The 23419-nt window shown below is 37.8% G+C and carries 34 protein-coding genes; 3 read left to right on the forward strand and 31 right to left on the reverse strand.

Features of this window, described 5'->3' with window-relative positions; translation table 11 throughout:
* Nucleotides 1–20: 20 nt before the first annotated feature.
* From LQV35_RS05420 to LQV35_RS05545, 26 genes are all read right to left on the reverse strand, one after another.
* Nucleotides 21–947, reverse strand: coding sequence for an ABC transporter ATP-binding protein (locus tag LQV35_RS05420; RefSeq protein WP_230056859.1), 927 nt, complete (start codon nt 945–947; stop codon nt 21–23).
* Nucleotides 940–2487, reverse strand: coding sequence for an ABC transporter permease (locus LQV35_RS05425; protein WP_230056860.1), 1548 nt, complete (start codon nt 2485–2487; stop codon nt 940–942). The genes LQV35_RS05420 and LQV35_RS05425 overlap by 8 nt, the downstream gene beginning before the upstream one ends.
* A gap of 9 nt (nt 2488–2496) precedes the next feature.
* On the reverse strand, nt 2497–3501 hold the full coding sequence (locus tag LQV35_RS05430; RefSeq protein ID WP_230056861.1) for a Fe(3+) ABC transporter substrate-binding protein: 1005 nt from the start codon (nt 3499–3501) through the stop codon (nt 2497–2499).
* Between the two features lie 142 nt (nt 3502–3643).
* On the reverse strand, nt 3644–4405 hold the full coding sequence (gene map, locus LQV35_RS05435; RefSeq protein WP_230056862.1) for a type I methionyl aminopeptidase: 762 nt from the start codon (nt 4403–4405) through the stop codon (nt 3644–3646).
* Between the two features lie 99 nt (nt 4406–4504).
* On the reverse strand, nt 4505–5767 hold the full coding sequence (secY, locus tag LQV35_RS05440) for a preprotein translocase subunit SecY (protein ID WP_230056863.1): 1263 nt from the start codon (nt 5765–5767) through the stop codon (nt 4505–4507).
* Entirely contained in the window at nt 5767–6168 is a 402-nt protein-coding gene (gene rplO / locus LQV35_RS05445) for a 50S ribosomal protein L15 (RefSeq protein ID WP_230056864.1), read from the reverse strand. The genes secY and rplO overlap by 1 nt, the downstream gene beginning before the upstream one ends.
* Nucleotides 6169–6183: 15 nt before the next feature.
* Complete coding sequence (gene rpsE / locus LQV35_RS05450) at nt 6184–6627, reverse strand: 30S ribosomal protein S5 (protein WP_230056865.1); 444 nt, start codon at nt 6625–6627, stop codon at nt 6184–6186.
* Between the two features lie 15 nt (nt 6628–6642).
* Nucleotides 6643–6999 (reverse strand): 50S ribosomal protein L18, encoded by a 357-nt coding sequence (gene rplR, locus LQV35_RS05455; RefSeq protein WP_230056866.1) that lies wholly within the window; start codon nt 6997–6999, stop codon nt 6643–6645.
* Nucleotides 7000–7009: 10 nt separating this feature from the next.
* Nucleotides 7010–7546 carry a 50S ribosomal protein L6 gene (rplF, locus tag LQV35_RS05460; protein WP_230056867.1) on the reverse strand — a complete coding sequence of 179 codons (537 nt, stop codon included), beginning with the start codon at nt 7544–7546 and terminating at the stop codon, nt 7010–7012.
* Nucleotides 7547–7676: 130 nt separating this feature from the next.
* Nucleotides 7677–8072 (reverse strand): 30S ribosomal protein S8, encoded by a 396-nt coding sequence (gene rpsH / locus LQV35_RS05465; protein ID WP_230056868.1) that lies wholly within the window; start codon nt 8070–8072, stop codon nt 7677–7679.
* A gap of 9 nt (nt 8073–8081) precedes the next feature.
* On the reverse strand, nt 8082–8267 hold the full coding sequence (locus LQV35_RS05470) for a type Z 30S ribosomal protein S14 (protein WP_034970020.1): 186 nt from the start codon (nt 8265–8267) through the stop codon (nt 8082–8084).
* A gap of 1 nt (nt 8268) precedes the next feature.
* Nucleotides 8269–8814: a 50S ribosomal protein L5 gene (gene rplE / locus LQV35_RS05475; RefSeq protein WP_230056869.1), complete on the reverse strand. Its 546-nt coding sequence runs from the start codon at nt 8812–8814 to the stop codon at nt 8269–8271.
* 4 nt (nt 8815–8818) lie between these two features.
* Nucleotides 8819–9055, reverse strand: coding sequence for a 50S ribosomal protein L24 (gene rplX, locus LQV35_RS05480; RefSeq protein WP_230056870.1), 237 nt, complete (start codon nt 9053–9055; stop codon nt 8819–8821).
* Nucleotides 9055–9423, reverse strand: a complete 369-nt coding sequence (rplN, locus tag LQV35_RS05485) for a 50S ribosomal protein L14 (RefSeq protein WP_229932806.1) — start codon at nt 9421–9423, stop codon at nt 9055–9057. The genes rplX and rplN overlap by 1 nt, the downstream gene beginning before the upstream one ends.
* Nucleotides 9423–9674 carry a 30S ribosomal protein S17 gene (rpsQ, locus tag LQV35_RS05490; protein WP_230056871.1) on the reverse strand — a complete coding sequence of 84 codons (252 nt, stop codon included), beginning with the start codon at nt 9672–9674 and terminating at the stop codon, nt 9423–9425. Before rpsQ ends, rplN begins: the two co-directional genes overlap by 1 nt.
* 10 nt (nt 9675–9684) lie before the next feature.
* Nucleotides 9685–9870 (reverse strand): 50S ribosomal protein L29, encoded by a 186-nt coding sequence (rpmC, locus tag LQV35_RS05495; RefSeq protein ID WP_230056872.1) that lies wholly within the window; start codon nt 9868–9870, stop codon nt 9685–9687.
* Complete coding sequence (gene rplP / locus LQV35_RS05500) at nt 9857–10282, reverse strand: 50S ribosomal protein L16 (RefSeq protein ID WP_230056873.1); 426 nt, start codon at nt 10280–10282, stop codon at nt 9857–9859. The genes rpmC and rplP overlap by 14 nt, the downstream gene beginning before the upstream one ends.
* 2 nt (nt 10283–10284) lie before the next feature.
* Nucleotides 10285–10986, reverse strand: a complete 702-nt coding sequence (gene rpsC, locus LQV35_RS05505) for a 30S ribosomal protein S3 (protein ID WP_230056874.1) — start codon at nt 10984–10986, stop codon at nt 10285–10287.
* A 1-nt stretch (nt 10987) separates the two neighbouring features.
* Nucleotides 10988–11320, reverse strand: a complete 333-nt coding sequence (gene rplV / locus LQV35_RS05510) for a 50S ribosomal protein L22 (RefSeq protein ID WP_230056875.1) — start codon at nt 11318–11320, stop codon at nt 10988–10990.
* A gap of 11 nt (nt 11321–11331) precedes the next feature.
* Nucleotides 11332–11613 (reverse strand): 30S ribosomal protein S19, encoded by a 282-nt coding sequence (rpsS, locus tag LQV35_RS05515; RefSeq protein ID WP_229932812.1) that lies wholly within the window; start codon nt 11611–11613, stop codon nt 11332–11334.
* A gap of 2 nt (nt 11614–11615) precedes the next feature.
* Nucleotides 11616–12449 (reverse strand): 50S ribosomal protein L2, encoded by an 834-nt coding sequence (gene rplB / locus LQV35_RS05520; protein ID WP_230056876.1) that lies wholly within the window; start codon nt 12447–12449, stop codon nt 11616–11618.
* A gap of 1 nt (nt 12450) precedes the next feature.
* Entirely contained in the window at nt 12451–12732 is a 282-nt protein-coding gene (locus LQV35_RS05525; RefSeq protein ID WP_230056877.1) for a 50S ribosomal protein L23, read from the reverse strand.
* 1 nt (nt 12733) lies between these two features.
* Nucleotides 12734–13348 carry a 50S ribosomal protein L4 gene (gene rplD / locus LQV35_RS05530; RefSeq protein ID WP_230056878.1) on the reverse strand — a complete coding sequence of 205 codons (615 nt, stop codon included), beginning with the start codon at nt 13346–13348 and terminating at the stop codon, nt 12734–12736.
* Entirely contained in the window at nt 13345–13923 is a 579-nt protein-coding gene (rplC, locus tag LQV35_RS05535; RefSeq protein ID WP_230056879.1) for a 50S ribosomal protein L3, read from the reverse strand. The genes rplD and rplC overlap by 4 nt, the downstream gene beginning before the upstream one ends.
* 20 nt (nt 13924–13943) lie before the next feature.
* A complete protein-coding gene (rpsJ, locus tag LQV35_RS05540) occupies nt 13944–14252 on the reverse strand; it encodes a 30S ribosomal protein S10 (RefSeq protein ID WP_230056880.1) in 309 nt (102 codons plus the stop codon).
* A 301-nt stretch (nt 14253–14553) separates the two neighbouring features.
* On the reverse strand, nt 14554–14931 hold the full coding sequence (locus LQV35_RS05545; protein ID WP_268250091.1) for a tetratricopeptide repeat protein: 378 nt from the start codon (nt 14929–14931) through the stop codon (nt 14554–14556).
* Nucleotides 14932–15249: 318 nt separating this feature from the next.
* Here LQV35_RS05545 and LQV35_RS05550 point away from each other — a divergent pair, with 318 nt between their 5' ends.
* Nucleotides 15250–16341, forward strand: a complete 1092-nt coding sequence (locus tag LQV35_RS05550) for an ATP-binding protein (protein ID WP_230056882.1) — start codon at nt 15250–15252, stop codon at nt 16339–16341.
* A gap of 45 nt (nt 16342–16386) precedes the next feature.
* On the opposite strand, the gene LQV35_RS05555 is transcribed toward LQV35_RS05550, so the two are convergent.
* Both LQV35_RS05555 and LQV35_RS05560 read right to left on the reverse strand, forming a co-directional pair.
* Nucleotides 16387–16941 carry a YbaK/EbsC family protein gene (locus LQV35_RS05555; RefSeq protein ID WP_230056883.1) on the reverse strand — a complete coding sequence of 185 codons (555 nt, stop codon included), beginning with the start codon at nt 16939–16941 and terminating at the stop codon, nt 16387–16389.
* A gap of 64 nt (nt 16942–17005) precedes the next feature.
* Nucleotides 17006–17650: a ferritin family protein gene (locus tag LQV35_RS05560; protein ID WP_230056884.1), complete on the reverse strand. Its 645-nt coding sequence runs from the start codon at nt 17648–17650 to the stop codon at nt 17006–17008.
* Between the two features lie 191 nt (nt 17651–17841).
* On the opposite strand from LQV35_RS05560, the gene LQV35_RS05565 reads away from it, so the two are divergent.
* Nucleotides 17842–18852, forward strand: coding sequence for an AI-2E family transporter (locus tag LQV35_RS05565; protein ID WP_230056885.1), 1011 nt, complete (start codon nt 17842–17844; stop codon nt 18850–18852).
* A gap of 40 nt (nt 18853–18892) precedes the next feature.
* On the opposite strand, the gene cuyB is transcribed toward LQV35_RS05565, so the two are convergent.
* The 3 genes from cuyB to LQV35_RS05580 all read right to left on the reverse strand — a co-directional run bounded on the left by cuyB (nt 18893) and on the right by LQV35_RS05580 (nt 22452).
* A complete protein-coding gene (gene cuyB / locus LQV35_RS05570; protein WP_230056886.1) occupies nt 18893–19573 on the reverse strand; it encodes a cysteate racemase in 681 nt (226 codons plus the stop codon).
* A 50-nt stretch (nt 19574–19623) separates the two neighbouring features.
* On the reverse strand, nt 19624–20967 hold the full coding sequence (locus tag LQV35_RS05575; RefSeq protein ID WP_230056887.1) for an anaerobic C4-dicarboxylate transporter: 1344 nt from the start codon (nt 20965–20967) through the stop codon (nt 19624–19626).
* Between the two features lie 84 nt (nt 20968–21051).
* Nucleotides 21052–22452: an aspartate ammonia-lyase gene (locus LQV35_RS05580; protein WP_230056888.1), complete on the reverse strand. Its 1401-nt coding sequence runs from the start codon at nt 22450–22452 to the stop codon at nt 21052–21054.
* 204 nt (nt 22453–22656) lie between these two features.
* Between LQV35_RS05580 and ung the strand changes: the two genes are divergently transcribed.
* Nucleotides 22657–23355, forward strand: coding sequence for a uracil-DNA glycosylase (gene ung / locus LQV35_RS05585; protein WP_230056889.1), 699 nt, complete (start codon nt 22657–22659; stop codon nt 23353–23355).
* Nucleotides 23356–23419: the final 64 nt, after the last annotated feature.

Below are 23419 nucleotides of genomic sequence, written 5' to 3' on the forward strand. Positions count from 1 at the left end.
CTTTGCAAATGATAACTCATTTAAGCCAGGTCAAACTCAAAAATATCATCGATTTTTATATTTGAGCTAATTTTGGCTTTAAAGCTTAGTTTATGAAATTTTAAATCAAGCTCATAAAATGAACCAAAAAATGTTGAGCTTAGAACCTGTGCCTTATATTTACCACCAGATAAAATTTGCTCTGGACGAAACATAAAATTTTTATTTTTAAGCCAAGCCATGAATCTATCATCAAGCCCATCTAAACTACCATGATCAATAAAGTTCATATCCCCCAAAAACCGCCCTACTTCAAGGCTACTTGGGTTTAGATATAAATTTTTTGGCGTATCGATGGCTAAAATTTCGCCACTTTTTATAAGCGCTATACTATCACTAAGTACAAAGGCATCTTCTTTATCGTGTGTTACCATTATCGCTGAGATTTCGCTCTCTTTTATCATCTGTTTAAGCTCAGATCGAAGTGCTGATCGTAAGTTGTGGTCTAAATTTGCAAACGGCTCATCAAGCAAAAGTAATCGCTCTTTGTTTGCCACTGCTCTTGCAAACGCTACTCTTTGAGCCTGTCCGCCTGAAATTTTATCACATGAGTTTTTTGAAATTTCAGCTATTTTAAACTTTTCTAAAAGTTCATCAACACGAGCTTTGCGCTCATTTTTGCCCATTTTATGTAGAGCAAACTCGATATTTTCACGCACATTTAGATGCGGAAAAAGAGCATAGTTTTGAAACATCATCGCGACACCATAGTTTTGTAGAAGTGAAATTTCACCGCCATCTTTGCTTTCAAGCCCGGCTATGATACGCAAAAGTGTGCTTTTGCCACACCCACTTTCGCCTAAAATAGTTAAAATTTCACTATTTTTTAGCTGCAGATTTATGCCATTTAGCACCTGTTTTTTGCCAAAATTTTTGCTTAAATTTTTGATTTTTAAAATTTCATTCATACTTTTTCCTAGAAATTATCTCAAGCCAAACAACAGCCACAAGCGATAGTGAAACAATGATAAAAGATGGCATCGCAGCAGCATAAAGTCTCTCATCAGATGCATAAAAAAATGCCCTAATACTAAGTGTTTCAAAACCAAGTGGGCGCAAGATAAGAGTAAGTGGTAGCTCTTTAATTATATCGATAAAAACTACGATAAGCGAGAGTGAGAAAAAGTGTCGCAAGAGTGGAAAATGAATACCAAAAAATAGCATTGAAGGGCGCTTGTCAATCATTATCGTCGCATCATCTATGGTTGCTGGTATCTTAGCATATCCGCTTTCAACAGCATAAACAGAGGTAGCCAAAAACCTTACAATATAACCAAAGACAAGAACTGCAAAGCCGCTTGCAAGAAAAGTTGTAGAAAAATTTCTATCAAAATAACCAAAGACAATCATCACACAAAGTCCAACACTAGCACCTGGCAAAGCATAGCCCAGAGAGGTTGATTTAAGTAAAAATGTGTTTAAAATTTTACTTTTTATAAGTCTAGTGGCAAATACTAGAAAAAAGCTAACAGCTGTTATTAAAACTGAAGCCACAACCGCCAAAAGCAAAGAATTTGTAGCCATTTTTACAAACTCTGATGAAAACTGATCAGCCGTTACAACAGACCAATAAAAAAGCCACATAAATGGAAATAAAAAAGCAAGACAAAAAACAGCTAAACACCATAAAAATGCAGCCACTGAAGCTATGCCACGCAGTTTAATGGGTTTAGAGAATTTTGAGATATTGTGCGTATTAAAGCTGTATGACTTTTTATTTTTATTTATGTGCTCTAAAATCATTAAAATAAATACAAAAACCATGAGCATACCAGCCAAAAATGCAGCCGAGTAGCTATCTCCTAAATCAAACCAAAGCTTAAAAATACCAGCAGAAAATGTATGCACGCCATAATATGCAGCGGTGCCATAATCACTTAAAGTCTCCATCAAAACAAGCATCGCACCGCCAATAATGGCTGGGCGAGCTACAAAAATTCCAACCCTATAAAACATAGCAAAAGCAGAAATTTTAAACACTTTACAGGCGTCAAAAAGCGTCTGAGACTGTGTTTTAAACGATGTTTTTGCGAACATATAAATATATGGATACAAAGAAAGCGACAGGACAAAGATCGCCCCATAAACATTCATAAAATCAACTCTTACACCAAAAATTTCATGAAAATACCCGCCATGCTCCATTATGCCTACATAACAAAAGCTAAAAATATATGCAGGGATTGCAAGTGGCAACATAAGGGCATATTCAAAAAATTTTGATAAAGTAAAACGGTAGTTTGCAACCAGCCACGCTGAAATCGTAGCTATGAATAAACTAAGCATCAAAACACCGACAGATACTATAACCGTATCTTTAAGGTATCTTAAAAATAAATATTCAAAAAAATGTGATAAAAGCGAATAATCTCCAAGAGCTATCTCAAAAAATATGCTAAGTATCGGTACAAGAACTAGTAGGGCGAGTAAGATCGCCCCAAATTTCATAGCTCGCACTTACTTCCAGCCAACCATGTCATAAATTTTAACCGCTTCATTGGTATTTTTTACACTTTTGTAAAGTGGTGTAGTATCTTCTTTAAATGAGCCAAAATTTTTAACTATCTCGTGTGGCTCAACCTCTTTGTTTATAGGATACTCATAGTTTATGCCAGCCAAGATCTTTTGTGCTTCAGGGCTAACCATAAACTCCATAAATTTTAGAGCATTTTCTTTATTTTTAGCAGCTTTTGTCATACCTATACCACTGATATTTACATGTGTTCCACGATTGTCTTGATTGGGGAAGATTATACCTAAAACCTTTGCCGCCTCAACATCATCAGCCTTTGGAGATGTTAATAAAAGACCAATATAGTAGGTATTCATAACAGCAACATCTCCCTCTCCAGCCAAAATAGCCTTTGCCTGATCTCTATCGCCACCTTTTGGTTCGCGAGCTAAATTTTGCAGTGTTCCTTTTGCCCATTTTATCGCCTCATCTTTGCCATTGGCTTCAAACAAAGCAGCTAAAAGCGACTTGCTATATGGAGCGGTTGCACTTCTAATAAGTAGCTTTCCTTTTAGCTCTGGATTTGCCAAATCCTCATAGTTTTTAATCTTGCTTGCATCAAAGTCGCGCTTATCATAGACGATTATCCTAGCTCTTTTTGAGATAGCATACCAAAATCCCTCATCATCTCGGTAGTTTTCTGGAACGATTTTATCTAGTGTTTCTGACTTTACAGACTGCAAAACACCTTTTGTTTTAGCTGTATGGAAATTTCCAGCATCAGCAGTAATAAAAATATCTGCCTGTGAGCTATCGCCTTCAGTTTCTAGCTTTTTTATCAGCTCGCCGCCCCTTGCTTGAGTTGCATTTACCTTAATGCCTGTCTTTTCCTCAAAAAGCTTATAAAGCTTTGTGTCAGCATCATAATGGCGAGCAGAGTAGATATTTACCTCTCCACTTGCTAGAGCAAAAGTCGCGATTGCAGAAAGTGCCAAAAGTGTCTTTTTCATTTATATCCTTTGATTAAAAATGGTTTTGGCATTTTAGCGATTTTTGCTTATATTAATATTAATTATCAGTTTTAGTGAAAATTTGATTTTTACTCTATGTAAAATATAGTAAAATTTTTAAAATTGCTATATTTTTGAGCTTTTAATCTGCTAAACTTAAAATTTCGGCTCTATTATTTACTATGGCGATACAATGCTCATAATGGCTAGTCCTTAGTCCATCTTTACTAGTAACTGCCCACTTATCAGCACCTATGATAGGGGTGCCGTCTTTTTGGCATATCATGGGCTCTATACAAAATGTCATGCCATTTTTTATCTTTGGTCCAGCCTTTGGATTTGTACCCTCAAGATAGTTTGGCACCTCTGGCTCTTCATGTGGGCGCTTACCGATACCATGACCGCAAAAGCCACGCAAGGGCACATAACCACGAGCTGTGATAAATTTTTCAAGCTCATGGCAAACCTGCTTAAAGTGCATGCCAGCCTCTATAAAATCTATCGAAAAATAAAGTGCATCTTTTGCACACGCGATAAGTGCCTCGTCTTCAGATGAGATCTTGCCAACACCAAAAGTGCGTGCACTATCGCCAAAATATCCATCTAAATTTGAACCTATATCAACGCTAACGATATCGCCCTCTTTTAGTTTATACTCGCTAGGTATTCCGTGTATAACTACTTCATTAACACTTATACAAGCAGCATTTGGAAAGCCATAAAGCCCTTTAAAAGCTGGTTTTGCGCCTTGTGATCTTATCATATCTTCACAAATTTTATCAATATCTAAAAGCGAAATCCCTGGCTTTATAACGCCTTGAATATAATCCAAAGTCCTTGCGACAATTTTATTTGCAGCACGCATTTTTTGAATTTCTGATGGTTGTTTAAGAGAGATTGCCATAAATTTTCCTAATCTTTTTGGGAAATTATATCAAAATTTTAGTTTGAGAATGTTAAAAAGAGATTTTAGCTAACAAGCATAGCTTGCCAGCTAAAATTATTATAGGCCAACCGCGCTTAGGGTTTGGTATTTATTCATGTACATCTGAGCCTCAATACGCCTCATAGTATCAAGCGCAACTGAAACTACGATCAAAACCGATGTTCCGCCAAAGTAAAATGGAACACCCATCGTTTTTACAAGCACCCACGGAAGTGTCGATATAAGCCCCAGATAAATAGCTCCACCAAGCGTCAAGCGACTTGCGACCTCATTTAGATATGCAGCCGTGCTCTCACCAGGTCTAACACCTGGGATAAATCCACCCTGTCTTTTTAAATTTTCACTGATGTCTTTTGTATTAAAGACTATCGAAGCGTAAAAATACGCAAAGAAAATAATAAAAATAAAAGTCAGAAGGTTAAACATATAACCATTTGGATTTAAAAAGTCATATATAGCTTGAATGTATTTATTTGTGCTAGCTTGCAAAATCGTGCTAGGAAACATCAATATCGCACTTGCAAAGATAGGTGGTATAACGCCACTTAAATTTACTTTGATAGGGATGTAGTTCATAATGCGTTTATTTTGGTTTTGCATAACAACTTTGCGAGAGTATGAGATCGGTATGCGACGCTCGCCCATCTCCACAAATATAATCGAACCGATAGTTGCTAAGATAACGATTAGGATACCGATAACAACTAAGAAATTTAGTTCACTTGTGTTTACAAGATTTATCGTACCGCCAATAGCGCTTGGTATACCAGAAACGATACCCGCAAAGATGATAAGGCTGATGCCATTACCAATACCGCGCTGAGTTATCTGCTCACCAATCCACATAAGTAGCATCGTACCTGCAAGCATCGAAACTGCAGCAATAGCAATGAATAAATTTAGATCAATCATAATCGCCTGCTCGCCGCCTCTACCACCAAGACTTTGTAGTCCTATGCTAACGCCTATAGCCTGTACTACCGTGATCACTATAGTTAAGTAGCGGATGATTTGCATATATTTTTGCATGCCGTCACGCTCTTTTTTCATCTTGCCCAAATTTGGGAAGGTAGCAGCTAAAAGCTCCATAATGATCGATGATGTGATATAAGGCATAATGCCAAGCGAGATGATACTTAAACGCTCAGCGGCATTGCCACTGAACATATTAAACAAACCTAAAGCGTTGTTGCTGTTTGAGTTGAAAAATTCTTTAATCACATCAACATTAACGCCCGGAACTGGCACATAAGCCAGTATCCTGTATGCGAATAAAAATGCCAACGTAATGAGAATTTTGTTGAGCAAATTTTTATCCATTATTTTTGTCCGGTAACGCTAATGTTGCTATCTTTTACCTTTGGAGCAAGAGCTTTTGCGCTCGCACCGATAAGCTTGATCTTTGTAACACTTTTTGCGATCTTGTGAACGCTAGCAATGCTTGCTATCGTAATCTCAGCAAGATCCTTTACAGCCGTGATCTTCTCTACATTGATAACATAAGGTCTTTCAAATTTTGAAGTAAAGCCTACTTTTGGAAGGCGTCTTTGAAGTGGCTGCTGTCCGCCCTCAAAACCACGCTTCTCATTATAGCCTTTTCTTGCTCTTTGACCTTTATGACCCTTACCTGCTGTTTTACCCTGTCCACTGCCTTGACCACGACCTAATCTCTTAGTTTCGTGTGTCGAGCCAAGAGCTGGAGATAAATTTTCTAATGCCATTTTCGTTCCTTTCTCTTAGCTTTTTAGCATACTAAGCGCTTTGATAGTAGCACGAACAACATTTGCTGAGTTGTTTGATCCAAGCGACTTTGTTAGGATATCTTTTATGCCTGCAAGCTCCAAAATAGGGCGTGCTCCACCACCAGCGATAACGCCAGTACCTTCGCTAGCTGGGCGAAGTAAGATACGGCTTGCGTTATATTTTACCTCGATATCATGAGGTATAGTTGAGCCTTTTAGCTTAACTTCGATGATATTTTTAAATGCATCATCTACCGCTTTTCTCATAGCATCTGGAACCTCTTTTGCCTTGCCATAGCCAAAGCCTACAAGACCATTCCTGTTACCAACTACAACAAGAGCTGTAAATCTAAATCTACGACCACCCTTAACAACCTTTGTAACCCTGCCGATATCGACCATTACTTCTTCAAATTCTTCTCTATTATACTTTTGCATTGATCTTCCTTTGGGTTATAGCTTGATGCCATTTTCTCTTAGAGCATCAGCAAATGCAGCAACTACGCCGTGATATAGATAGCCATTTCTATCAAATTTTGCTTCACTTATACCCTTATCTTTTAGCTTCTTAGCAAAGTCTTTTGCAAGAGCTACAGCACCGTCTTTATTTGCCTTTATACCAAGTTTTCTACCATCACTAGCAACTAGTGTTGTAGCAGTAACATCGTCAATAGCTTGGACATAAATCGTTCTATTTGATTTAAAAATAGACACTCTTGGGCAAGCAGCTATACCTGAAATTTTACCTCTTACTCTTGCTTTTCTCTTTATTCTAAGAGCAAGTTTTCTTTTTAATACTTTTGCTGTCATTGACTATCCCTTACTTCTTAGATGTTTTGCCCGCTTTGCGGATGATGCGCTCTTCTACATACTTAACACCCTTGCCTTTGTATGGCTCTGGTGGGCGGAAGCCTCTAACTTGAGCTGCAACTTGACCTATAACCTGCTTATCACTACCTTTTAGCGTGATGACATTTTTTTCAACGCTTGCTTCGATGCCCTCAGGAAGTTCATAGTTGATAAGGTGTGAAAAACCAAGCGTTAGCTCAAGAATTTTACCCTTAACTGCTGCTTTATAACCAACACCGTTAATCTCAAGTTGGCGAGTAAAGCCTGTTGTGAGACCTACAACGATGTTGTTTGCAAGTGCACGGTATGTTCCCCAAAACGCACGGCTTTGACGGTCTTCACCTTTTGCTAAGAAAGTTAAAGTACCGTTTTCTACCTTCACATCAACATTATTTTTTGTATCTAGTTCTTTTGTAAGGTTGCCCTTTTTAAATTTCAGGACACCATTATCTACGCTAATATCTACTCCAGCTGGAATAGCTATCGGCTGTTTTCCTATACGTGACATTTTTTTCCTTTTACTTGTCTAGTGTGTTGCTACTATCTTGAATCAACACCACAATGCCGTAAAACTAAATACATCGCCTAAAGTATAGGCAATGTAAAAACTAAATTTTGGCGTTTAATGCCAAAATTTCTTACCAAACTGTGCAGAGAATTTCACCACCAACACCAGCTTTATGAGCATCTTCGTTACTTAAAACGCCCTTGCTTGTGCTCACGATAATAGTTCCGTAGCCATTTTTAAAACGCTTAATTTCATCTTTGCCTTGATAAACGCGGCGACCTGGCTTTGAAACTCTCTTTAGTTCGTTTATAACACTTCTGCCGTGATCATCATACTTTAAGACAACATTGATAAATTTTTTGTTGCCCTCTTCTACGACATTAAAGCTCTCGATGTAGCCTTTTGTTACTAGGATCGAAAGAGTTGCTTCAACAACTTTAGAGTAAAGAAGCTTTGTTGTCTCTAGCTTTCTCATAGAAGCGTTTCTGATACGGGTTAGTCCGTCTGAAATAAGATCATTTAACATTTTCGCTCCTTACCAGCTTGCTTTTTTAAGACCTGGGATAAGACCCTCATTAGCCATTTTTCTTAGACAAACACGGCAAATTCCAAAGTCTTGATAAACAGAGTGCGGTCGTCCACAAATTTGGCATCTTGTATAGCCACGAACCGCAAATTTTGGCTTGCGAGCAGCTTTTGCTATCATTGATTTTTTAGCCATATTACTTTCCTTTTGCAAACGGCAAGCCAAATAGCTCTAGCAATTTGAATGCCTCTTTATCGTTGTTAGCTGTTGTAGCGATAGTTATGTTCATACCGTGAGTGCGTAAAATTTTATCATACTCAACCTCAGGGAACATTAGCTGTTCGCTAAGACCAAAGTTATAGTTGCCCCTGCCGTCAAAGCCATTTTTTGGTAAACCACGGAAGTCTTTAACACGCGGAAGCGCAACGCTTATAAGCTTATCTAAAAATGCAAACATATTTTCTTTTCTTAGCGTTACCTTGATGCCAACTGGGAAATTCTCACGAACTTTAAAGCCCGCTACTGATTTCTTAGCATTTGTGATAACTGCTTTTTGACCAGCGATAAGCGAGATAGTATCAGCCATATTTTGAAGCACTTTTTGATCTTTTGCAGACTCATTTGCTCCAACACTAATAACGATCTTCTCAAGAGCTGGGATAAGCATAGGGTTTTTAATATCAAATTCTTTAACAAGTGCAGGCTTTATGCTCTCGTTAAATTTATCTTTTAATCTACTCATCCTCTTACTCCTCAACTTTTGCAACATTTGAGATGTCTATTGGCATTTCTTTGTTGATGTGACCGCCGTTTGGAGTCTTGTCACTTGGCTTAATAGCTTTCTTAGCTAGCTTACAACCCTCAACTAGAACTTGACCTTTTTTAGCCAAAACCGCAAGAACTTTGCCTGTTTTGCCCTTATCATCTCCAGCGATGATTTTTACATTATCGCCTTTTTTGATTTTAAATTTTACATTTGCCATTATAACACCTCCGGAGCAAGTGAAACAATCTTCATAAAGTTAGCATATCTAACCTCACGACCAACTGGTCCAAAGATACGAGTTCCTACTGGCTCTCTTTTGTTGTCTAGGATAACAGCTGCGTTCTCATCAAATCTAATAAGTGAGCCGTTTTCTCTTTGAACTTCTTTTTTAGTTCTAACAACAACTGCTTTAACAACTTGACCTTTTTTGATCTTGCCGTTTGGTAAAGCCTTTTTTACAGAGCAAACGATGATATCGCCAAGTGTTGCGTATCTTCTCTTGCTACCACCTAAAACCTTAATACACATTAGCTCTTTTGCGCCACTGTTATCAGCAACTGCAAGTCTTGTAAAACTTTGAATCATTACTCAACTCCCTTTGCAAGAACAGCTTTTAGGCGGAAATTTTTACGAGCAGAAAGTGGTCTGCACTTGATAGCTACGATAGTATCGCCTGCATTTAGCTCGTTTTTCTCATCATGAACCATATATTTTTTAAATCGTTTTACAAATTTATGGTATCTTGGATGCATAACGCGTCTTTCTACCAAAATAGTAGCTGTTTTGTCGCCAGCTTTTTGCAAAACTACGCCTTGAATTTCTCTTTTTAATGCCATCTTTAGCCCCTTACTTCGTAGCACTAATTGCAGTATTGATCTGAGCTATCTCTTTTTTAATAGCACGAATCTCGTTAGGGTTACTTAACTGCATAGTTTTTAACTTTTGCTTTAGTGTAAATAAAAGCACCTTCTTCTCTTTCAACATCGCGTTTAGTTCTGCAACGCTCTTGTCTTTAATCTCAGTATATTTCATTTTCACTCTCTCGCGTTACAAATTTTGTTTTAAAAGGCAGTTTATGCATCGCTAGAGTTAGTGCTTCGCGAGCTAGTTCCTCGCTAACGCCAGCTAGTTCATAAATGATGCGACCTGGTTTAATATTCATTACCCACTCTTCAACACCTGCTTTACCTTTACCCATACGAGTTTGAAGTGGCTTTTTAGTTAATGGTTTATCAGGGAAAACTCTGATCCAAATTTTAGCCTGTCTTTTAACATGACGAGTAAGTGCCTGACGAGCAGCCTCTATCTGGCGTGAATTAACACGACCTGCTTCAGTTGCTTTTAGTGCAAATTCGCCTGTTGATAAATTGGTGCCACGAGTTGCATAGCCGCGGTTACGGCCTTTCATTTGTTTACGAAATTTCGTTCTTTTTGGTAACAACATGATTATTTACCTCTTCTTGCTCTACGTGGTTTTCTGTCGGCTTTTTCCTCTTCATTGCGCTCTGGTTGAACACCTTTTTGAAGTACTTCGCCTTTAAATATCCATACTTTTATGCCTATGTTTCCATAAGTCGTATGTGCTTCTGCTACACCGTAATCAATCTTTGCTCTAAGTGTATGAAGTGGCACGCGACCCTCTAGATACCACTCAGTTCTTGCCATTTCAGCACCGCCCAAACGACCTGCTACTGAAATTTTAATACCTTTAGCGCCTGATTTTTGTGCACCTTGGATAACTTTTTTCATTGCACGGCGGAAAGCAACACGACGCTCAAGCTGCATAGCAACATTTTCAGCCGCTAGCTGAGCTGAAGCTTGTGCCTTTCTCTCTTCTTTGATGTTGATATTTACATCTTTGCCAATTAGCTTTGCAACATCATTTTTAAGAATTTCAACATCTGAACCCTTTTTACCAATGATGATACCAGGGCGAGCAGCTACTACTGTTACACGAAGCTTCTTAGCCGTTCTTTCTATTAGAATTTGGCTAACACCTGCATAGTAAAGTTTTTTCTTTAAAAATGCACGAATTTTATAGTCTTCACCGATATTCTCTGCAAGGTTTTGCTTAGAAGGAAACCAGCGTGACTCCCAGTTGCGGTTGATACCTAGTCTAAGACCTATTGGATTTACTTTTTGTCCCATATTATGCTTCCTTCTTTTCAGCTTTAGATACTTCTACCATTATATGAGAAGTTGGTTTGCGAATTCTACTCGCAGTTCCTCTTGCTCTAGGGCGAAATCTCTTTAATACCGGACCAGCATCCACGCGGCAGCTACTCACTATAACCTCTTCTGGTTCAAAACCGCCGTTTGCCACAGCTGTGCTGATAGCATTAGCGATAAATTTTGCACCGCGATTTGGCATAAAGCTAAGACTAGCAAGTGCGAGCTCAGCATTCATACCCTGAACTTCACGAGCGATAAGTCTAGTTTTTGTAGGCGAAAGTCTTACAAATTTTATTGTTGATTTACTCATTTTACCGCTCCTTACTTACCGATTTTCTTCTGCACTGAGCCTTTGTGACCCTTAAATGTGCGTGTTGGAGCGAATTCGCCAAGTTTATAGCCGATGTGGTTTTCTGTAACATACACAGGTATAAAGCTCTTGCCATTATGAACATTAAATGTTAGTCCTATCATCTCAGGCACGATTGTGCTTCGTCTTGACCAAGTTTTGATAGGTTTGTTGTCATTTGCCTTTTTAGCAGCATCAACTTTTTTCATTACATGATCATCTACGAAAGGACCTTTTTTGAGTGATCTAGCCATCTCTATTTTCCTTTCCTTCTTGAAATTATAAGCTTATCGCTTGCTTTTTTACGGCGAGTTTTAGCACCCTTAGTTGGTTTGCCCCATGGTGTAACTGGATGACGGCCTGAGTTTTTCTTGCCCTCACCACCACCGTGTGGGTGATCTACTGGGTTCATTGCAGAACCACGTGTTTGTGGGCGGATACCGCGGTGACGGTTACGACCAGCTTTACCGATAGTTACGTTTGCCCAGTCTTCATTGCCAACAACGCCAACAGTTGCCATACACTCAGCTAAAATTTGTCTCATCTCGCCACTTGGCATACGAACGATGACATATTTTTCCTCTTTACCCATTAGCTGAGCATAACCACCAGCTGAACGAGCTATCTGAGCACCTTTGCCAGGCTTAAGCTCTATGTTATGTACGATAGTACCAACTGGGATAAAGCGTAGCTTCATAGCGTTACCTGGTTTAATGTCAAGTGCTCCTTCATCTATTGAGCCGATAACATCACCTACATTTAAGCCGCTTGGTCTGATGATATAGCGCTTTTCGCCATCTTTATAAGCGATAAGTGCGATACGGCAGTTTCTGTTTGGATCGTACTCGATCGCTTCAACTTTACCTTCGATGCCAAATTTTCTACGCTTGAAGTCGATGATACGATATAGTTTTTTTGCACCTGCCTCTTTATGGCGAGATGTGATACGACCGTTGTTATTTCTACCGCCAGTTGCTGGAAGTTTAACAAGAAGGCTTCTTACGCTTGGCTTAGCTGTGATATCTTCTGAACTTAGTCCAGTCATATATCTACGGCTAGGGGTATATGGTTTATATGATTTTATTGCCATCTTATGCCTCCGTGTTCTCTAGGCTTACGCCCTCTGGTAGTTTTACGTAAAATTTCTTGAAGTCATCTCTTACGCCAACTCTACCTCTAAAACGCTTAACTTTGCCGTCCATTCTAAGTGAATTTATGCGAAGTGGCGTTACACCGAAATACTCTCTTAAAACTTCTTTCAAGCCATTTTTTGTAACTTTTGGTGAAGTTTGGATAACTACAACGCCTTGTTCTTGAAGGCCAAGAGTTTTTTCTGTATAAATAATTGTTTTGATATCAGTTATATCTGCCATTTTAGCTCTCTTTTGTTATAGTTTGTAGTGCTGCTTTCTCAGCGATAACGGCACTATATGTTGCTACCAAATAGGCATTTACCTCGCTCGCATCTACAACATAGCAGTTTGCTAAGTTTCTAAATGCTAAAAGCGTCTTATCATCAAGCAAATCTTTAACGATTAGCGCATCTCTTAAATTTAGAGCTTTGATAATCTTAGCTGCATCTTTTGTTTTACCACTTTCAACTGCAATGCTATCAACGGCAAATAGCTTACCAGCTGTAGCTTTTTCGTTAAGTGCAAACTCAAGAGCAAGTCTTTTTTGCTTTTTATTTACCTTTTGGAAGTAATTTTTATTATTTGAAGGACCAAAAGCTACTGCACCGCCAACCCATACATTTGTTCTAGTTGAACCAGCTCTTGCACCGCCACGACCCTTTTGTCTCCAAGGTTTTTTACCGCCACCACTTACAAAAGCACGAGTTTTCGTATGAGCTGTGTTTGCTCTCATGCTAGCTAAGTAAGACTTAACATAGAGATAAAGATTGTGTGGGTTTACTTCTGCAAAGTCTGCAGGAAGCGCTAGCTCGCCTGACTTTTCAAATTTTTCATTTAATACTAAAACTTTACTCATTTTACAATCCTTATTCTGCCCATTGCGCCATTATGTCCTGGCACACAACCCTTGACAACAACTATGCCATTTTCTGCATCAAAGCTTACTAGCTCATTTTTAACAGTAACTTTTTCGTTGCCCATATGTCCCGCCATCTTCATACCTGGCTGAACGCGACCTGGCCATTCGCAGTTACCGATTGAACCGTGGCGTCTGTGAAAACGCGAACCGTGGCTCTTTGGACCGCCAGCAAATCCGTGTCTTTTTACAACACCCTGAAAGCCTCTACCTTTTGAGTTAAAGCTAACTTTTAAAACCTTAGCTTCACTTAATGGAGCAACATCAAGAGCGCCTGCTTCTGTGTTTGCTACTGTTAAGGTTGCAAATTTGTTAAACTCGGCAGTTAGGTTGTATTTTTTTTGCTGACCAGCTATGGCTTTGTTGTTTGTTTTTGTATCTGCGTAAGCAACGATAGCGCGCTTGTTTGCATCAACTTCACATACCTTAGCTTCAACAAGTCTTAGTAGTGTAACTGGTGTGCTTTGAGCAGAGACTGTTCTACTCATGCCGATTTTTTCTACGATATATTCCATACTATTATCCTTTTATCCGCTTACTTCATAGCACGAACTTCGACATTTACTTCTGGAGCTAGGTCGAGTTTTGTTAGGCTATCTACGGTTTCTGGAGTAGCTGCGACGATGTCAAGAATACGCGCATGAATTCTCATCTCAAACTGCTCTCTTGAGTCTTTGTTCACATGTGGAGAACGCAAGACTGTGTAGCGTTTGATCTTCGTAGGCATAGGCACTGGTCCGCGGACATCAGCACCAGTTCGTTTGACAGCTTCTACTATTGCTGCAACTGTGCGGTCTAGAACTCTGTGGTCATAAGCTTTTAGCTTAAGCCTGATTCTTTCCATGATTTTTCCTTTAAAAAGAACTTGTCGCAACTCGCGACCTCTTTACATAGATAAATTTACAGAGGATTATTTTGGCTTTTTAGGGCTTGAAATCGTGCAAACAGATATGAAATCTTTCGTAAAGAGAACGCGATTATACTAAAATTTACTTAAGAAATCAAGAATTAATATGTTTTTGTATCAAATTTTATGAATTTATTTCCTTTTAGAAAGGAAAGTTTTTATATTGCTGTGTTCTTGCTTTGTTTTATTTGTTTTCTATTCTCTTAATTAGCATAAACGCTAAATTACAATAACCATTTCATAGCTCTTCCAATTCTGGATTTAGCTTTACATTTTTATCTTTTTCACCCAGTATACAAGCTTTTGATAGATATTTTATAGCGCTATCTATATCGTTTTGCTCAAAAAATGCCATACCCAAATTACCACAACTCAAAAATTCTCCAGCAAAACACGCTTGAAATACGCCTTCTACTACTGATTGTCTATCTTTTGAGTCTTTGCTGATATGAGCTTTTAATGCACCTAGATTATTGCAACCCAACTGATCGCCACCTCTACAAGATTTCTCATATAGTTCGAGTGCTTTTTTAAAATCTTGTTTTACGCCTTGAGCTTTTTCATACATAAACCCGAGATTATTGCAGGATCTATAATTGCCATTACTGCAACCCATTTCATAAAATTCTTTCGCCTTTTTAAAGTCTTACTTTACACCATAGGTATCGAATGCAAATTGATAAATTCCGCCCATTGTGCAACAAGCATACGGATCTCTAGCCTGGCATTTTGTGTTGATATCATCAAGCAAGGCATTTGAAAATACAAAACTAAACACAATTGATTAAAATTCGTATCATATCGTATCCTTTTTAGCTACTGATTTATGTTTTTGTATTCTACCCCCCACTTAAAAATCAATAAAAATTAAATTTAATTTAAAATACATTTTTGACCTAAAATTTGTTATAATTTCCTTTTTAAAAGGATAAAAATGAAAATTTTAGAATATTTTTATAATCAGCCCTTAAGAAGTGTGAAATTTATAAACCGAAAAATGCAAATAACTTCACCAAAAACGCTAATAATCGGCGGTTTTGGCAGTGGTAAAACAACACTTGTTTGTGAATATCTAGCAAATTTTAAGCAAGATGAGAGACTTTACATAAATTTATCTGATTTACGAGCTAAAAGTGATGAAATTCTTTTAAATTTATCTGAGTTTTTGTCGCAAAAGCCTAATATAAAAGCTGTTTGTATAGATAATGCAAGTATGGCTGACTTTCACATATTAACTAATCTAAACACCGAAATTTTACTCATAACAACAGCCGACAAAACAGCTCAGCTTTCAAATTTTACAAAACTAAATTTGCCATATCTTGACTACGAAGAATTTATAGCTTTTTTCCGAAAAAACCTAGATGCCGACATGCTTTTTAGCCACTATCTGGCACATGGCAGAATACCCAAAAATACCTTTACTGACACAACCGAAGTAAGCGAAAATATACAAAATTTAATCCAAAAAGCACTTGATAAAACCACTTTAAATGTCTTAAGAGAGTGTGCCAAACACACAAGTGAAAATATAAGCGTGTATGAAATTTTTAAAGAGCTAAAAGAAAGAATAAAAGTCTCAAAAGATAGTGTATATGCGTCATTTGCAGAGCTTCAAAATATTGGCATGATAAATTTAATTGAAAAATTTAATGAACCTAATGCAGCAAAGCGGCTATTTTTTAGCGACTTTGCAATGAGAAATGCACTAAGTTTTAAAAAAGATTTTAATAAAAATTTCTTAAATGTGGTTTTTTGTGAACTAGATAAATTTAATGAGCAAATTTTTTATACAAAAGAGCTTGATTTTTTCCTTAATAAAAGGAAGCTTGCCATCATATGTAATCCCTTTAGTGAGCACGACTTGCTTATATTAAAATTTAAAAAACTTCACGCTACTTTAAAAAAATTAGGTGTCAAAAAACTGCAAATCATTAGCGTTGCAAATCAAGGCGAAATGGCGATAGAAGGGATAAAGTGTGAGATAGTACCGTTTAGTCAATGGGCTTTGAGTATAGACTTTTAAGATTTTTAAAAAACAGAAATAAAAAGAAAAACCTGTTTTTAATGCCTATAAGTTTGCAAATTTTATAACTTTAGCACCGCAAATTCTTGCATAGTCTTTTACATCAAGCACGATAGATCTATCAAGCAAGCCTGCATTAAAAGCTATCTCATCAAATCTTTTGAATAAATTTTCATCAACAACAAGCATTAACTTTTCATGAAAGCTAAATGGCGGTATCGAGCCAATGACACAGTCAGTTAGACTCGCTATCTCCTGGGTGCTTGCCAAAGACGCTTTTTTGCCACCAAGTTCAGTTGCCAAAGCATCCAAATCCGCCTTATGATCAGCAGGCAAGACAGCTAAAACATAAACTCTACCATTTCGTCCGCTAGGCTGCGTGGCATCAAGGCGTAAATTTTGAGGTACCACACAAGGCGTGTCTATCTCATTTACACCTTTAACACAGCACACCAAAGCTTTTGCGCCTTGCCCCAAGTGAGTTCCCCTAGCCTTAGCCACAAGCTCACTAGTCCCAGCATTTTCATGCTCTAGCACTCTAAATTTTGTACTGCTTTGCGTTAAAAAAGTTTGTAAATTTTTAAAAATTTTCTCACTCATATTTATCCTTTTTAGCCTAGTATCATAACATTTCTAGGCTAAATTTTGCTTTTGAGTGAGTGCTTTAGCCCAGAAATTCTCGTTTAAAGTATTCTCGCTCAGCCTTACACAATGGACAGGCTCCAGGTGCTTTTTTGCCACGATGAACATGTCCGCACACTTCACAAACCCAAGTCTCCTCTTCATCACTAGCAAAAAATCCCTCTTCATCAAGCATCTTTTTAAGCTCTAAATACTCTCTTTCATGCTCAACCTCAACTTTACCTATAGCTGTAAATAGCCTTGCTATGGCTTTTTTATCTTCATCAGTTGCTATCTTTGCAAAGTCTGGGTACATTGTTGTATGTTCATAGTTTTCTCCAGCCGCAGCGTCAAGTAAATTTTTATCAAGCTTGTCAATAGGATCATCTATAAGCTCATGATAGGCTTTAAACTCGGCTCTTGCGTGCCATTTTTCATTTTCAGCAGCCTCATAAAAATGCTTTGCTATGGCATGATAACCAGCTTCTCGTGCAAGATCACCATAAAGCTCATACTTGTTTCTGGCTTGTGATTCGCCAGCAAAGGCTTTCATCAAATTTACAGCCGTTAGGTCTTTTGTCGTGCAAACCATCTCTTCACCGCAACAAACAAGCTTGCCACCACCAACTTTTTGAACCTCTACTTCGTTTCCGCATTTTTGGCACTTATATGTTTCATACTGTCTCATGTCTGCTCCTTTTAAGAATTTAATTTATTTTAGCTCAATATTTATCAAAATAGTATAAAATTTGAGAATAATTAAAAAATATACTCAATTTTGGCTCCAAACTATATTTTATTTGACACTTAAATTTTTACTCACTTCTAAAAAATTTAAAAAATTTTTGGTACAATCATATCAAAATTTAAAGGACAAAGTTGAGAAATAACCTCATCATAGTATATATCGCGAGTTTTGTTGTTGTTGCGGCTGGATTAAAGGCAGCCAATGTCGTTGTTTTGCCGTTTTTAATAGCTGTGTTTATAGCTATCGTCATATCGCCTGCGATTGATTTTTTGATGAAATTTCAACTACCTCGCATAGTTGCGTTTGTGATCGTTGTAGCTGTTATATTCTCAGCACTTGGCTTTATAGGCAATGTTGTGATAAAGACGATAAATGGGCTTGTCGGACACTTACCAGAACTGCAAGTAAAATTTAATGCATTTAGCCAAAGTATGGCACTTTTTGCCTCAAAATACGGACTTGAAATGAGCAACATCTTGCAAAATGACTTTGATCCAAATAAAATTTTTAATACACTAACCCAGCTTTTACGAAGTAGCACCGAGATCCTTACAAAGAGCTTTTTTATATTTTTACTCATTACATTTATGCTATTTGAAAAGCATATTTTTGTTCAAAAAGTGGAGTATTTTGCAAGTAAAAATGCAAGCGCACAACATATAGTTGATACCTTTATATCAAACCTAAAACGATACCTTGCGATAAAATTTTTAGCTTCATTTGCTACGGGGATTATAGTTTGGATAGGTCTAAATGTGCTTGGGGTTGCCTATGCCCCGCTTTGGGGTGTCGTAGCATTTGTGCTTAACTTTATACCAACTATCGGCTCTATAGTCGCAGCCTTGCCAGCTATCTTAGTTACACTACTTTTAAATGATTTTGCAACTATATTTTGGGTCATTTTACTTTATCTAGCAACAAATATAATAATAGGCAATTTCATAGAGCCAAAATTTCTTGGTCGCGGGCTTGGGATTAGCACATTAGTCGTGTTGCTTAGCTTGCTTTTTTGGGGATTTTTATTTGGTATAGGAGGTATGTTTCTTGCCATACCACTTACTATGAGTCTTAAAATAGCATTTGATACAAATCCAAACACAAAATTTATAGCTGTCTTATTAAGCGATAAGGTGCAAAGCTGATAAGCCCCCAAAATAGGGGCTAAAATTACATAAAGATTGGTTATTTTAAACTAAACTCAACGCCAGCTTTTGCAAGCTCAAGTGTAGCGTCGATAAATTTATCCTTTTTGTCTGCAAATGGCATAAGGATAGGAATTTCCGTGCAAGCGGCTATATACACATCTGCTTGGATGTCATTTATAGTTTTATTAAAAAGTTCTGTGTATGCGGCGGTATTATTTGCCTTAACACCTTTATAAATGCAGTCCATTATGTCATCTAGCTGGTTTTTACTAATATCTGCTATCTCAAACCCTTGAGCTTCAAGGCGCTTTGAATAAATTCCAGCCTGAGTTGTGCCAGTTGTTGCTATAACGGCGATTTTTTTAGCATTTGGAAAATTTTTCCTGATAGCAGCAACGGCAATATCTGCAATATGTAAAACATTAACACCGCATTCACTAACTAATCTATCCGCAAAATAGTGAGCAGTATTACAAGCTATGCAAATAGCCTCACAGCCAGCACCCTTAAGCCTTAATGCCGCCTCTTTCATAAACGGATATGGATCAGCCCCACCATGTAAAATATAAGCCGTACGATCTGGAATTTGCGGGTAGTTGTCTATAATGATAGGTATATTATCTTGATCTTTTTTAGCATTTGTAAGCTCTACCATTTTTGAATAAATATCAATAGTAGCAAGCGGTCCCATACCGCCTAAAATACCTATTCTTTTCAAATTTTACTCCTTAAAAAAGAGCCAAGAGAAAAATCTCTTGGCTATAAATTTTATAAAAGAACTGGTGCGATTATAAAGCCTAAAACGACTGAAATAGTAACCATAATGGTACCAGGGATAAAGAACGAGTGGTTGATGATAAATTTACCAACCTTAGTTGTTCCAGTATCATCCATAGCGATAGCACCAAGTGTAGTTGGGTATGTAGGAAGCACGAAAAGTCCAGAAACAGCTGCAAATGAAGCAACTAATATCCAAACATCTTGTGCATTTTCAGGACCAGTCATACCAAGTGCTGCCGCAACTGCTGGCATCATAACACGAGTTGTAGCTGCTTGTGAGTATAGTAAGCAGCTTAGGAAGTAAAGTGCGATTGCTAGAACAAATGGATACTGAGTAACCACATCTTTTGCAACCTCTTTAATGCCATCAAGGTGACCATTAACAAATGTAGTTCCTAGCCATGCAATACCAAGGACGCAGATGCACGCTTGCATGCCACTTTGGAAAGTACTAGTTGAAAGCAACTTACCAGTATCTACCTTACATAAAACTGTTATCAAAAAGCCGATAGTTAGCATAAAGCTGATAATAGCTAGGTCGCGTGAAAGGATAGGCTTTTCAACCAAGCCGATACTTTTTGAGATAGCAAGAGCATAGCAAACTACCACAAAAACGCCGATAGCAAAGATAGCAACTGATTTTTTAGCATAAGGTTTTAGCTCAGTATATTCAGCTTCTTTAACTTCTGCAACGAGACCCTTTGCCAATCTTTCTTGATAGATAGGATCTTTTGAAAGGTCAAGATCGTAAAATTTATTCACAAAAAGTGAAGTTAGTATCATAGCTACAAATGTCGTAGAAATGCATATAAATAGCAACATCGGATAACTAACACCTAGCTTTTCACAAACACCAGTCATCGCAACGAAAGCCGCTGAGATAGGGCTAGCTGTGATAGCCACTTGGCTTGATACGACAGAAAGTGCTAGCGGTGCAGATGGCTTAATGTTTTGACCCTTTGCAACCTCTGTAATAACTGGAAGCATAGAAAACGCAGTGTGTCCAGTACCAGCAAGTATCGTAAGAAAATATGTAACTACTGGCGCTAGGATATTTATCTGCTTTGGATTTTTGCGTAAAATTTTAGATGCTACTTGCACTAAATAATCAAGTCCGCCAGCCACTTGTAACGCTGTAATAGCAGAGATAACAGAAGCGATGATAAGAATAACATCCATTGGGATATCCTTCATATCTACCTTCATGCCAAGCATTGCCAAAACGATAACGCCAAGACCACCAGCGTAACCAACCCCCATACCACCAAGGCGAACGCCAAGATAGATGCCACCAAACAGAACTATAAGTTGCAGTATCAACATTAGATCCATTTCAAGCTCCTTGTTTTAAAATAATTAATACAAACATAATGATAATACTTTTATCATTATGTTTTCTTTAAATTCACTAAAAATTTACTTTACCATACTTGGGTTAAGCATATTTTTAGGTTCTAGAATTTTATCGATCTCCTCTTTGCTTAGATATCCACGCTCTAAGCAAATATCTCCGACCGCTTTACCTGTTTGAAGTGCCTCTTTTGCTATTGAAGCTGATTTTTCATAACCGATATGTGGGTTAAATGCTGTTACGATACCAACTGAGCCAAGAACTGACTTCAAGCAAGCTTCTGGGTTTGCAGTCAAGTTTTTAATAGCTTTCTCACTTAGCGTTTTCATCGCATTTTCAAGGATAACGATAGAGTTAAATAGTCCATACGCTATGCCTGGCTCAAACGCATTTAGCTCAAATTCTCCACGCTCAGAGCAAAGCATAATAGTGACATCGTTGCCGATAACTTCATAGCAAGCCTCGCCGACTACTTCGCATATTACTGGGTTTACCTTACCTGGCATGATAGAGCTACCTGGTTGCATTTGTGGTAAATTTATCTCTCCAAGCCCGCATCTTGGACCTGAGTTCATAAGGCGCAAGTCGTTTGCTATCTTGCTTAGGCGAACGGCTGCAGTTTTTAGTGCACCACTAACATGCACAAAGTCTGCTGTATCTTGCGTAGCAGCGATAAAATCTTCGGCTGGTTTGAAATTTATACCTGTTATATCACTTAAAATTTTATGCACCGCTACCTTGTAGTCTGGGTGGCAGTTTATGCCTGTGCCTATAGCTGTTGCTCCCATATTTAGGCAGCTCATAGCCTCTCTTGCAGCTTTTATCTTTTCGATGTCGCTCTTAATATAGCTTGCAAATGCGTTAAATGTGTTGCCAAGTGTTGTAGGAACAGCATCTTCAAGCTCTGTTCGTCCCATTTTTATGACATCTTTCCAAAGCTGGGCTTTTTTCTCAAGCTCAGATTTTAGTCCCTCCATAGCTTTTAGTAGGTCGGTGAGCTTTGCATAAGTAGCCACTTTGATAGAGCTTGGATAGGTGTCGTTTGTGCTTTGCCCTAAATTTGTATGGTCATTTGGATGTATAGCACTGTAATCACCCTTTTTATGACCTATGCTCTCAAGCGCAATATTTGTCAAAACTTCATTTAGGTTCATGTTTGTAGATGTACCAGCTCCACCTTGTATCATATCCACAACAAACTGATCGGCATATTCGCCAGCCATTACCTTGTCGCAAGCCTTAGCCAACGCATCAGCGATACTTGGCTCAAGCACACCGACCTCTTTATTCGCAAGTGCAGCTGCTTTTTTTATCTGAGCAAAAGCCTTCACAAAAAAAGGATAATCTTTTAATCTTCTGCCAGTCATTTGGAAATTTTCAAGTGCTCTAAATGTTTGCACACCATAATACACGCTGTCGTCTATCTCAAGTTCGCCGATAAAGTCATGTTCTTTTCTAGTTGCCATTTTAGCTCTCCTTCTAATAAATTGGTTAATGAAATTATATGACGATAAAGTTTAATTTTAAATTAAATAAATAATTTTAAATTTTAAGTCATTTTTTATTATTACTAAAATGCCTATTTTTGGCTTTTTGTGAACATTTAAAGAAATTTTTATTCGTGTTTTATTTTTGATATAATTTCAAAATTCTAAACAAAAAGGTACAAAATGAAGATAAATTTAGATGATGTAAAAATAGAACCTGGCTGGAAAGAGATGTTAAAAGATGAGTTTTTAAGCCCCTATTTTGCAAAAATCAAACAAAACTTACTAGATGCAAAGGCAAACGGCACAGTCTATCCGCCAAGTAAACTTATCTTTAACGCCTTTAATCTCACGCCATTTAATACGGTTAAAGTTGTCATCTTAGGTCAAGACCCATATCACGGCACAGGACAAGCGATGGGGCTTAGCTTTTCTGTACCAAAAGGTGTGCGTGTGCCGCCTAGCCTTATAAATATCTACAAAGAAATTTACTCAGATCTTGGCATATCTGAGCCAAACTCAGGTGATCTCACTCATTGGGCAGCTCAAGGCGTCTTGCTCTTAAATGCCACACTAAGCGTGAAGGCAAATGAGCCAAATTCTCACTCAAATTTTGGCTGGCAAACTTTTAGTGATGCGGTGATAAAAATTTTAAGTCAAAAGCGGAACAACCTAGTCTTTTTACTCTGGGGCAACTACGCAAAAGCAAAGGCAAATTTGATAGATCAAGACCGCCATCTAGTCCTTACCGCCGCTCACCCTAGCCCGCTAGCGCGTGGAGCATTTTTTGGATGTAGACACTTTTCAAAGGCTAATACCTACTTACAAAATCACGGCATAACACCCATAGACTGGGACTTAAATAACGCAAAGGATATATGATGTTGAGTGAGATTTTATTTTACATAGCAGCTGGTTTTTTTGAAATTTTGGGCTGCTTTATGTT

It is taken from the genome of Campylobacter suis, from assembly GCF_905120475.1.
In the GTDB taxonomy this organism is placed as follows: domain Bacteria; phylum Campylobacterota; class Campylobacteria; order Campylobacterales; family Campylobacteraceae; genus Campylobacter_A; species Campylobacter_A suis.

What these genes read in the sequence shown, in the direction of transcription:
- LQV35_RS05420 (WP_230056859.1), bottom strand. Translation starts at nt 947, where the DNA reads ATGAATGAAATTTTAAAAATCAAAAATTTAAGCAAAAATTTTGGCAAA.
- LQV35_RS05425 (WP_230056860.1), bottom strand. Translation starts at nt 2,487, where the DNA reads ATGAAATTTGGGGCGATCTTACTCGCCCTACTAGTTCTTGTACCGATA.
- LQV35_RS05430 (WP_230056861.1), bottom strand. Translation starts at nt 3,501, where the DNA reads ATGAAAAAGACACTTTTGGCACTTTCTGCAATCGCGACTTTTGCTCTA.
- map (WP_230056862.1), bottom strand. Translation starts at nt 4,405, where the DNA reads ATGGCAATCTCTCTTAAACAACCATCAGAAATTCAAAAAATGCGTGCT.
- secY (WP_230056863.1), bottom strand. Translation starts at nt 5,767, where the DNA reads ATGGATAAAAATTTGCTCAACAAAATTCTCATTACGTTGGCATTTTTA.
- rplO (WP_230056864.1), bottom strand. Translation starts at nt 6,168, where the DNA reads ATGGCATTAGAAAATTTATCTCCAGCTCTTGGCTCGACACACGAAACT.
- rpsE (WP_230056865.1), bottom strand. Translation starts at nt 6,627, where the DNA reads ATGCAAAAGTATAATAGAGAAGAATTTGAAGAAGTAATGGTCGATATC.
- rplR (WP_230056866.1), bottom strand. Translation starts at nt 6,999, where the DNA reads ATGACAGCAAAAGTATTAAAAAGAAAACTTGCTCTTAGAATAAAGAGA.
- rplF (WP_230056867.1), bottom strand. Translation starts at nt 7,546, where the DNA reads ATGTCACGTATAGGAAAACAGCCGATAGCTATTCCAGCTGGAGTAGAT.
- rpsH (WP_230056868.1), bottom strand. Translation starts at nt 8,072, where the DNA reads ATGTTAAATGATCTTATTTCAGACGGACTAACCCGTATCAGAAACGCT.
- LQV35_RS05470 (WP_034970020.1), bottom strand. Translation starts at nt 8,267, where the DNA reads ATGGCTAAAAAATCAATGATAGCAAAAGCTGCTCGCAAGCCAAAATTT.
- rplE (WP_230056869.1), bottom strand. Translation starts at nt 8,814, where the DNA reads ATGAGTAGATTAAAAGATAAATTTAACGAGAGCATAAAGCCTGCACTT.
- rplX (WP_230056870.1), bottom strand. Translation starts at nt 9,055, where the DNA reads ATGGCAAATGTAAAATTTAAAATCAAAAAAGGCGATAATGTAAAAATC.
- rplN (WP_229932806.1), bottom strand. Translation starts at nt 9,423, where the DNA reads ATGATTCAAAGTTTTACAAGACTTGCAGTTGCTGATAACAGTGGCGCA.
- rpsQ (WP_230056871.1), bottom strand. Translation starts at nt 9,674, where the DNA reads ATGGCATTAAAAAGAGAAATTCAAGGCGTAGTTTTGCAAAAAGCTGGC.
- rpmC (WP_230056872.1), bottom strand. Translation starts at nt 9,870, where the DNA reads ATGAAATATACTGAGATTAAAGACAAGAGCGTTGCAGAACTAAACGCG.
- rplP (WP_230056873.1), bottom strand. Translation starts at nt 10,282, where the DNA reads ATGTTGTTACCAAAAAGAACGAAATTTCGTAAACAAATGAAAGGCCGT.
- rpsC (WP_230056874.1), bottom strand. Translation starts at nt 10,986, where the DNA reads ATGGGACAAAAAGTAAATCCAATAGGTCTTAGACTAGGTATCAACCGC.
- rplV (WP_230056875.1), bottom strand. Translation starts at nt 11,320, where the DNA reads ATGAGTAAATCAACAATAAAATTTGTAAGACTTTCGCCTACAAAAACT.
- rpsS (WP_229932812.1), bottom strand. Translation starts at nt 11,613, where the DNA reads ATGGCTAGATCACTCAAAAAAGGTCCTTTCGTAGATGATCATGTAATG.
- rplB (WP_230056876.1), bottom strand. Translation starts at nt 12,449, where the DNA reads ATGGCAATAAAATCATATAAACCATATACCCCTAGCCGTAGATATATG.
- LQV35_RS05525 (WP_230056877.1), bottom strand. Translation starts at nt 12,732, where the DNA reads ATGGCAGATATAACTGATATCAAAACAATTATTTATACAGAAAAAACT.
- rplD (WP_230056878.1), bottom strand. Translation starts at nt 13,348, where the DNA reads ATGAGTAAAGTTTTAGTATTAAATGAAAAATTTGAAAAGTCAGGCGAG.
- rplC (WP_230056879.1), bottom strand. Translation starts at nt 13,923, where the DNA reads ATGGAATATATCGTAGAAAAAATCGGCATGAGTAGAACAGTCTCTGCT.
- rpsJ (WP_230056880.1), bottom strand. Translation starts at nt 14,252, where the DNA reads ATGGAAAGAATCAGGCTTAAGCTAAAAGCTTATGACCACAGAGTTCTA.
- LQV35_RS05545 (WP_268250091.1), bottom strand. Translation starts at nt 14,931, where the DNA reads ATGGGTTGCAGTAATGGCAATTATAGATCCTGCAATAATCTCGGGTTT.
- LQV35_RS05550 (WP_230056882.1), top strand. Translation starts at nt 15,250, where the DNA reads ATGAAAATTTTAGAATATTTTTATAATCAGCCCTTAAGAAGTGTGAAA.
- LQV35_RS05555 (WP_230056883.1), bottom strand. Translation starts at nt 16,941, where the DNA reads ATGAGTGAGAAAATTTTTAAAAATTTACAAACTTTTTTAACGCAAAGC.
- LQV35_RS05560 (WP_230056884.1), bottom strand. Translation starts at nt 17,650, where the DNA reads ATGAGACAGTATGAAACATATAAGTGCCAAAAATGCGGAAACGAAGTA.
- LQV35_RS05575 (WP_230056887.1), bottom strand. Translation starts at nt 20,967, where the DNA reads ATGGATCTAATGTTGATACTGCAACTTATAGTTCTGTTTGGTGGCATC.
- LQV35_RS05580 (WP_230056888.1), bottom strand. Translation starts at nt 22,452, where the DNA reads ATGGCAACTAGAAAAGAACATGACTTTATCGGCGAACTTGAGATAGAC.
- ung (WP_230056889.1), top strand. Translation starts at nt 22,657, where the DNA reads ATGAAGATAAATTTAGATGATGTAAAAATAGAACCTGGCTGGAAAGAG.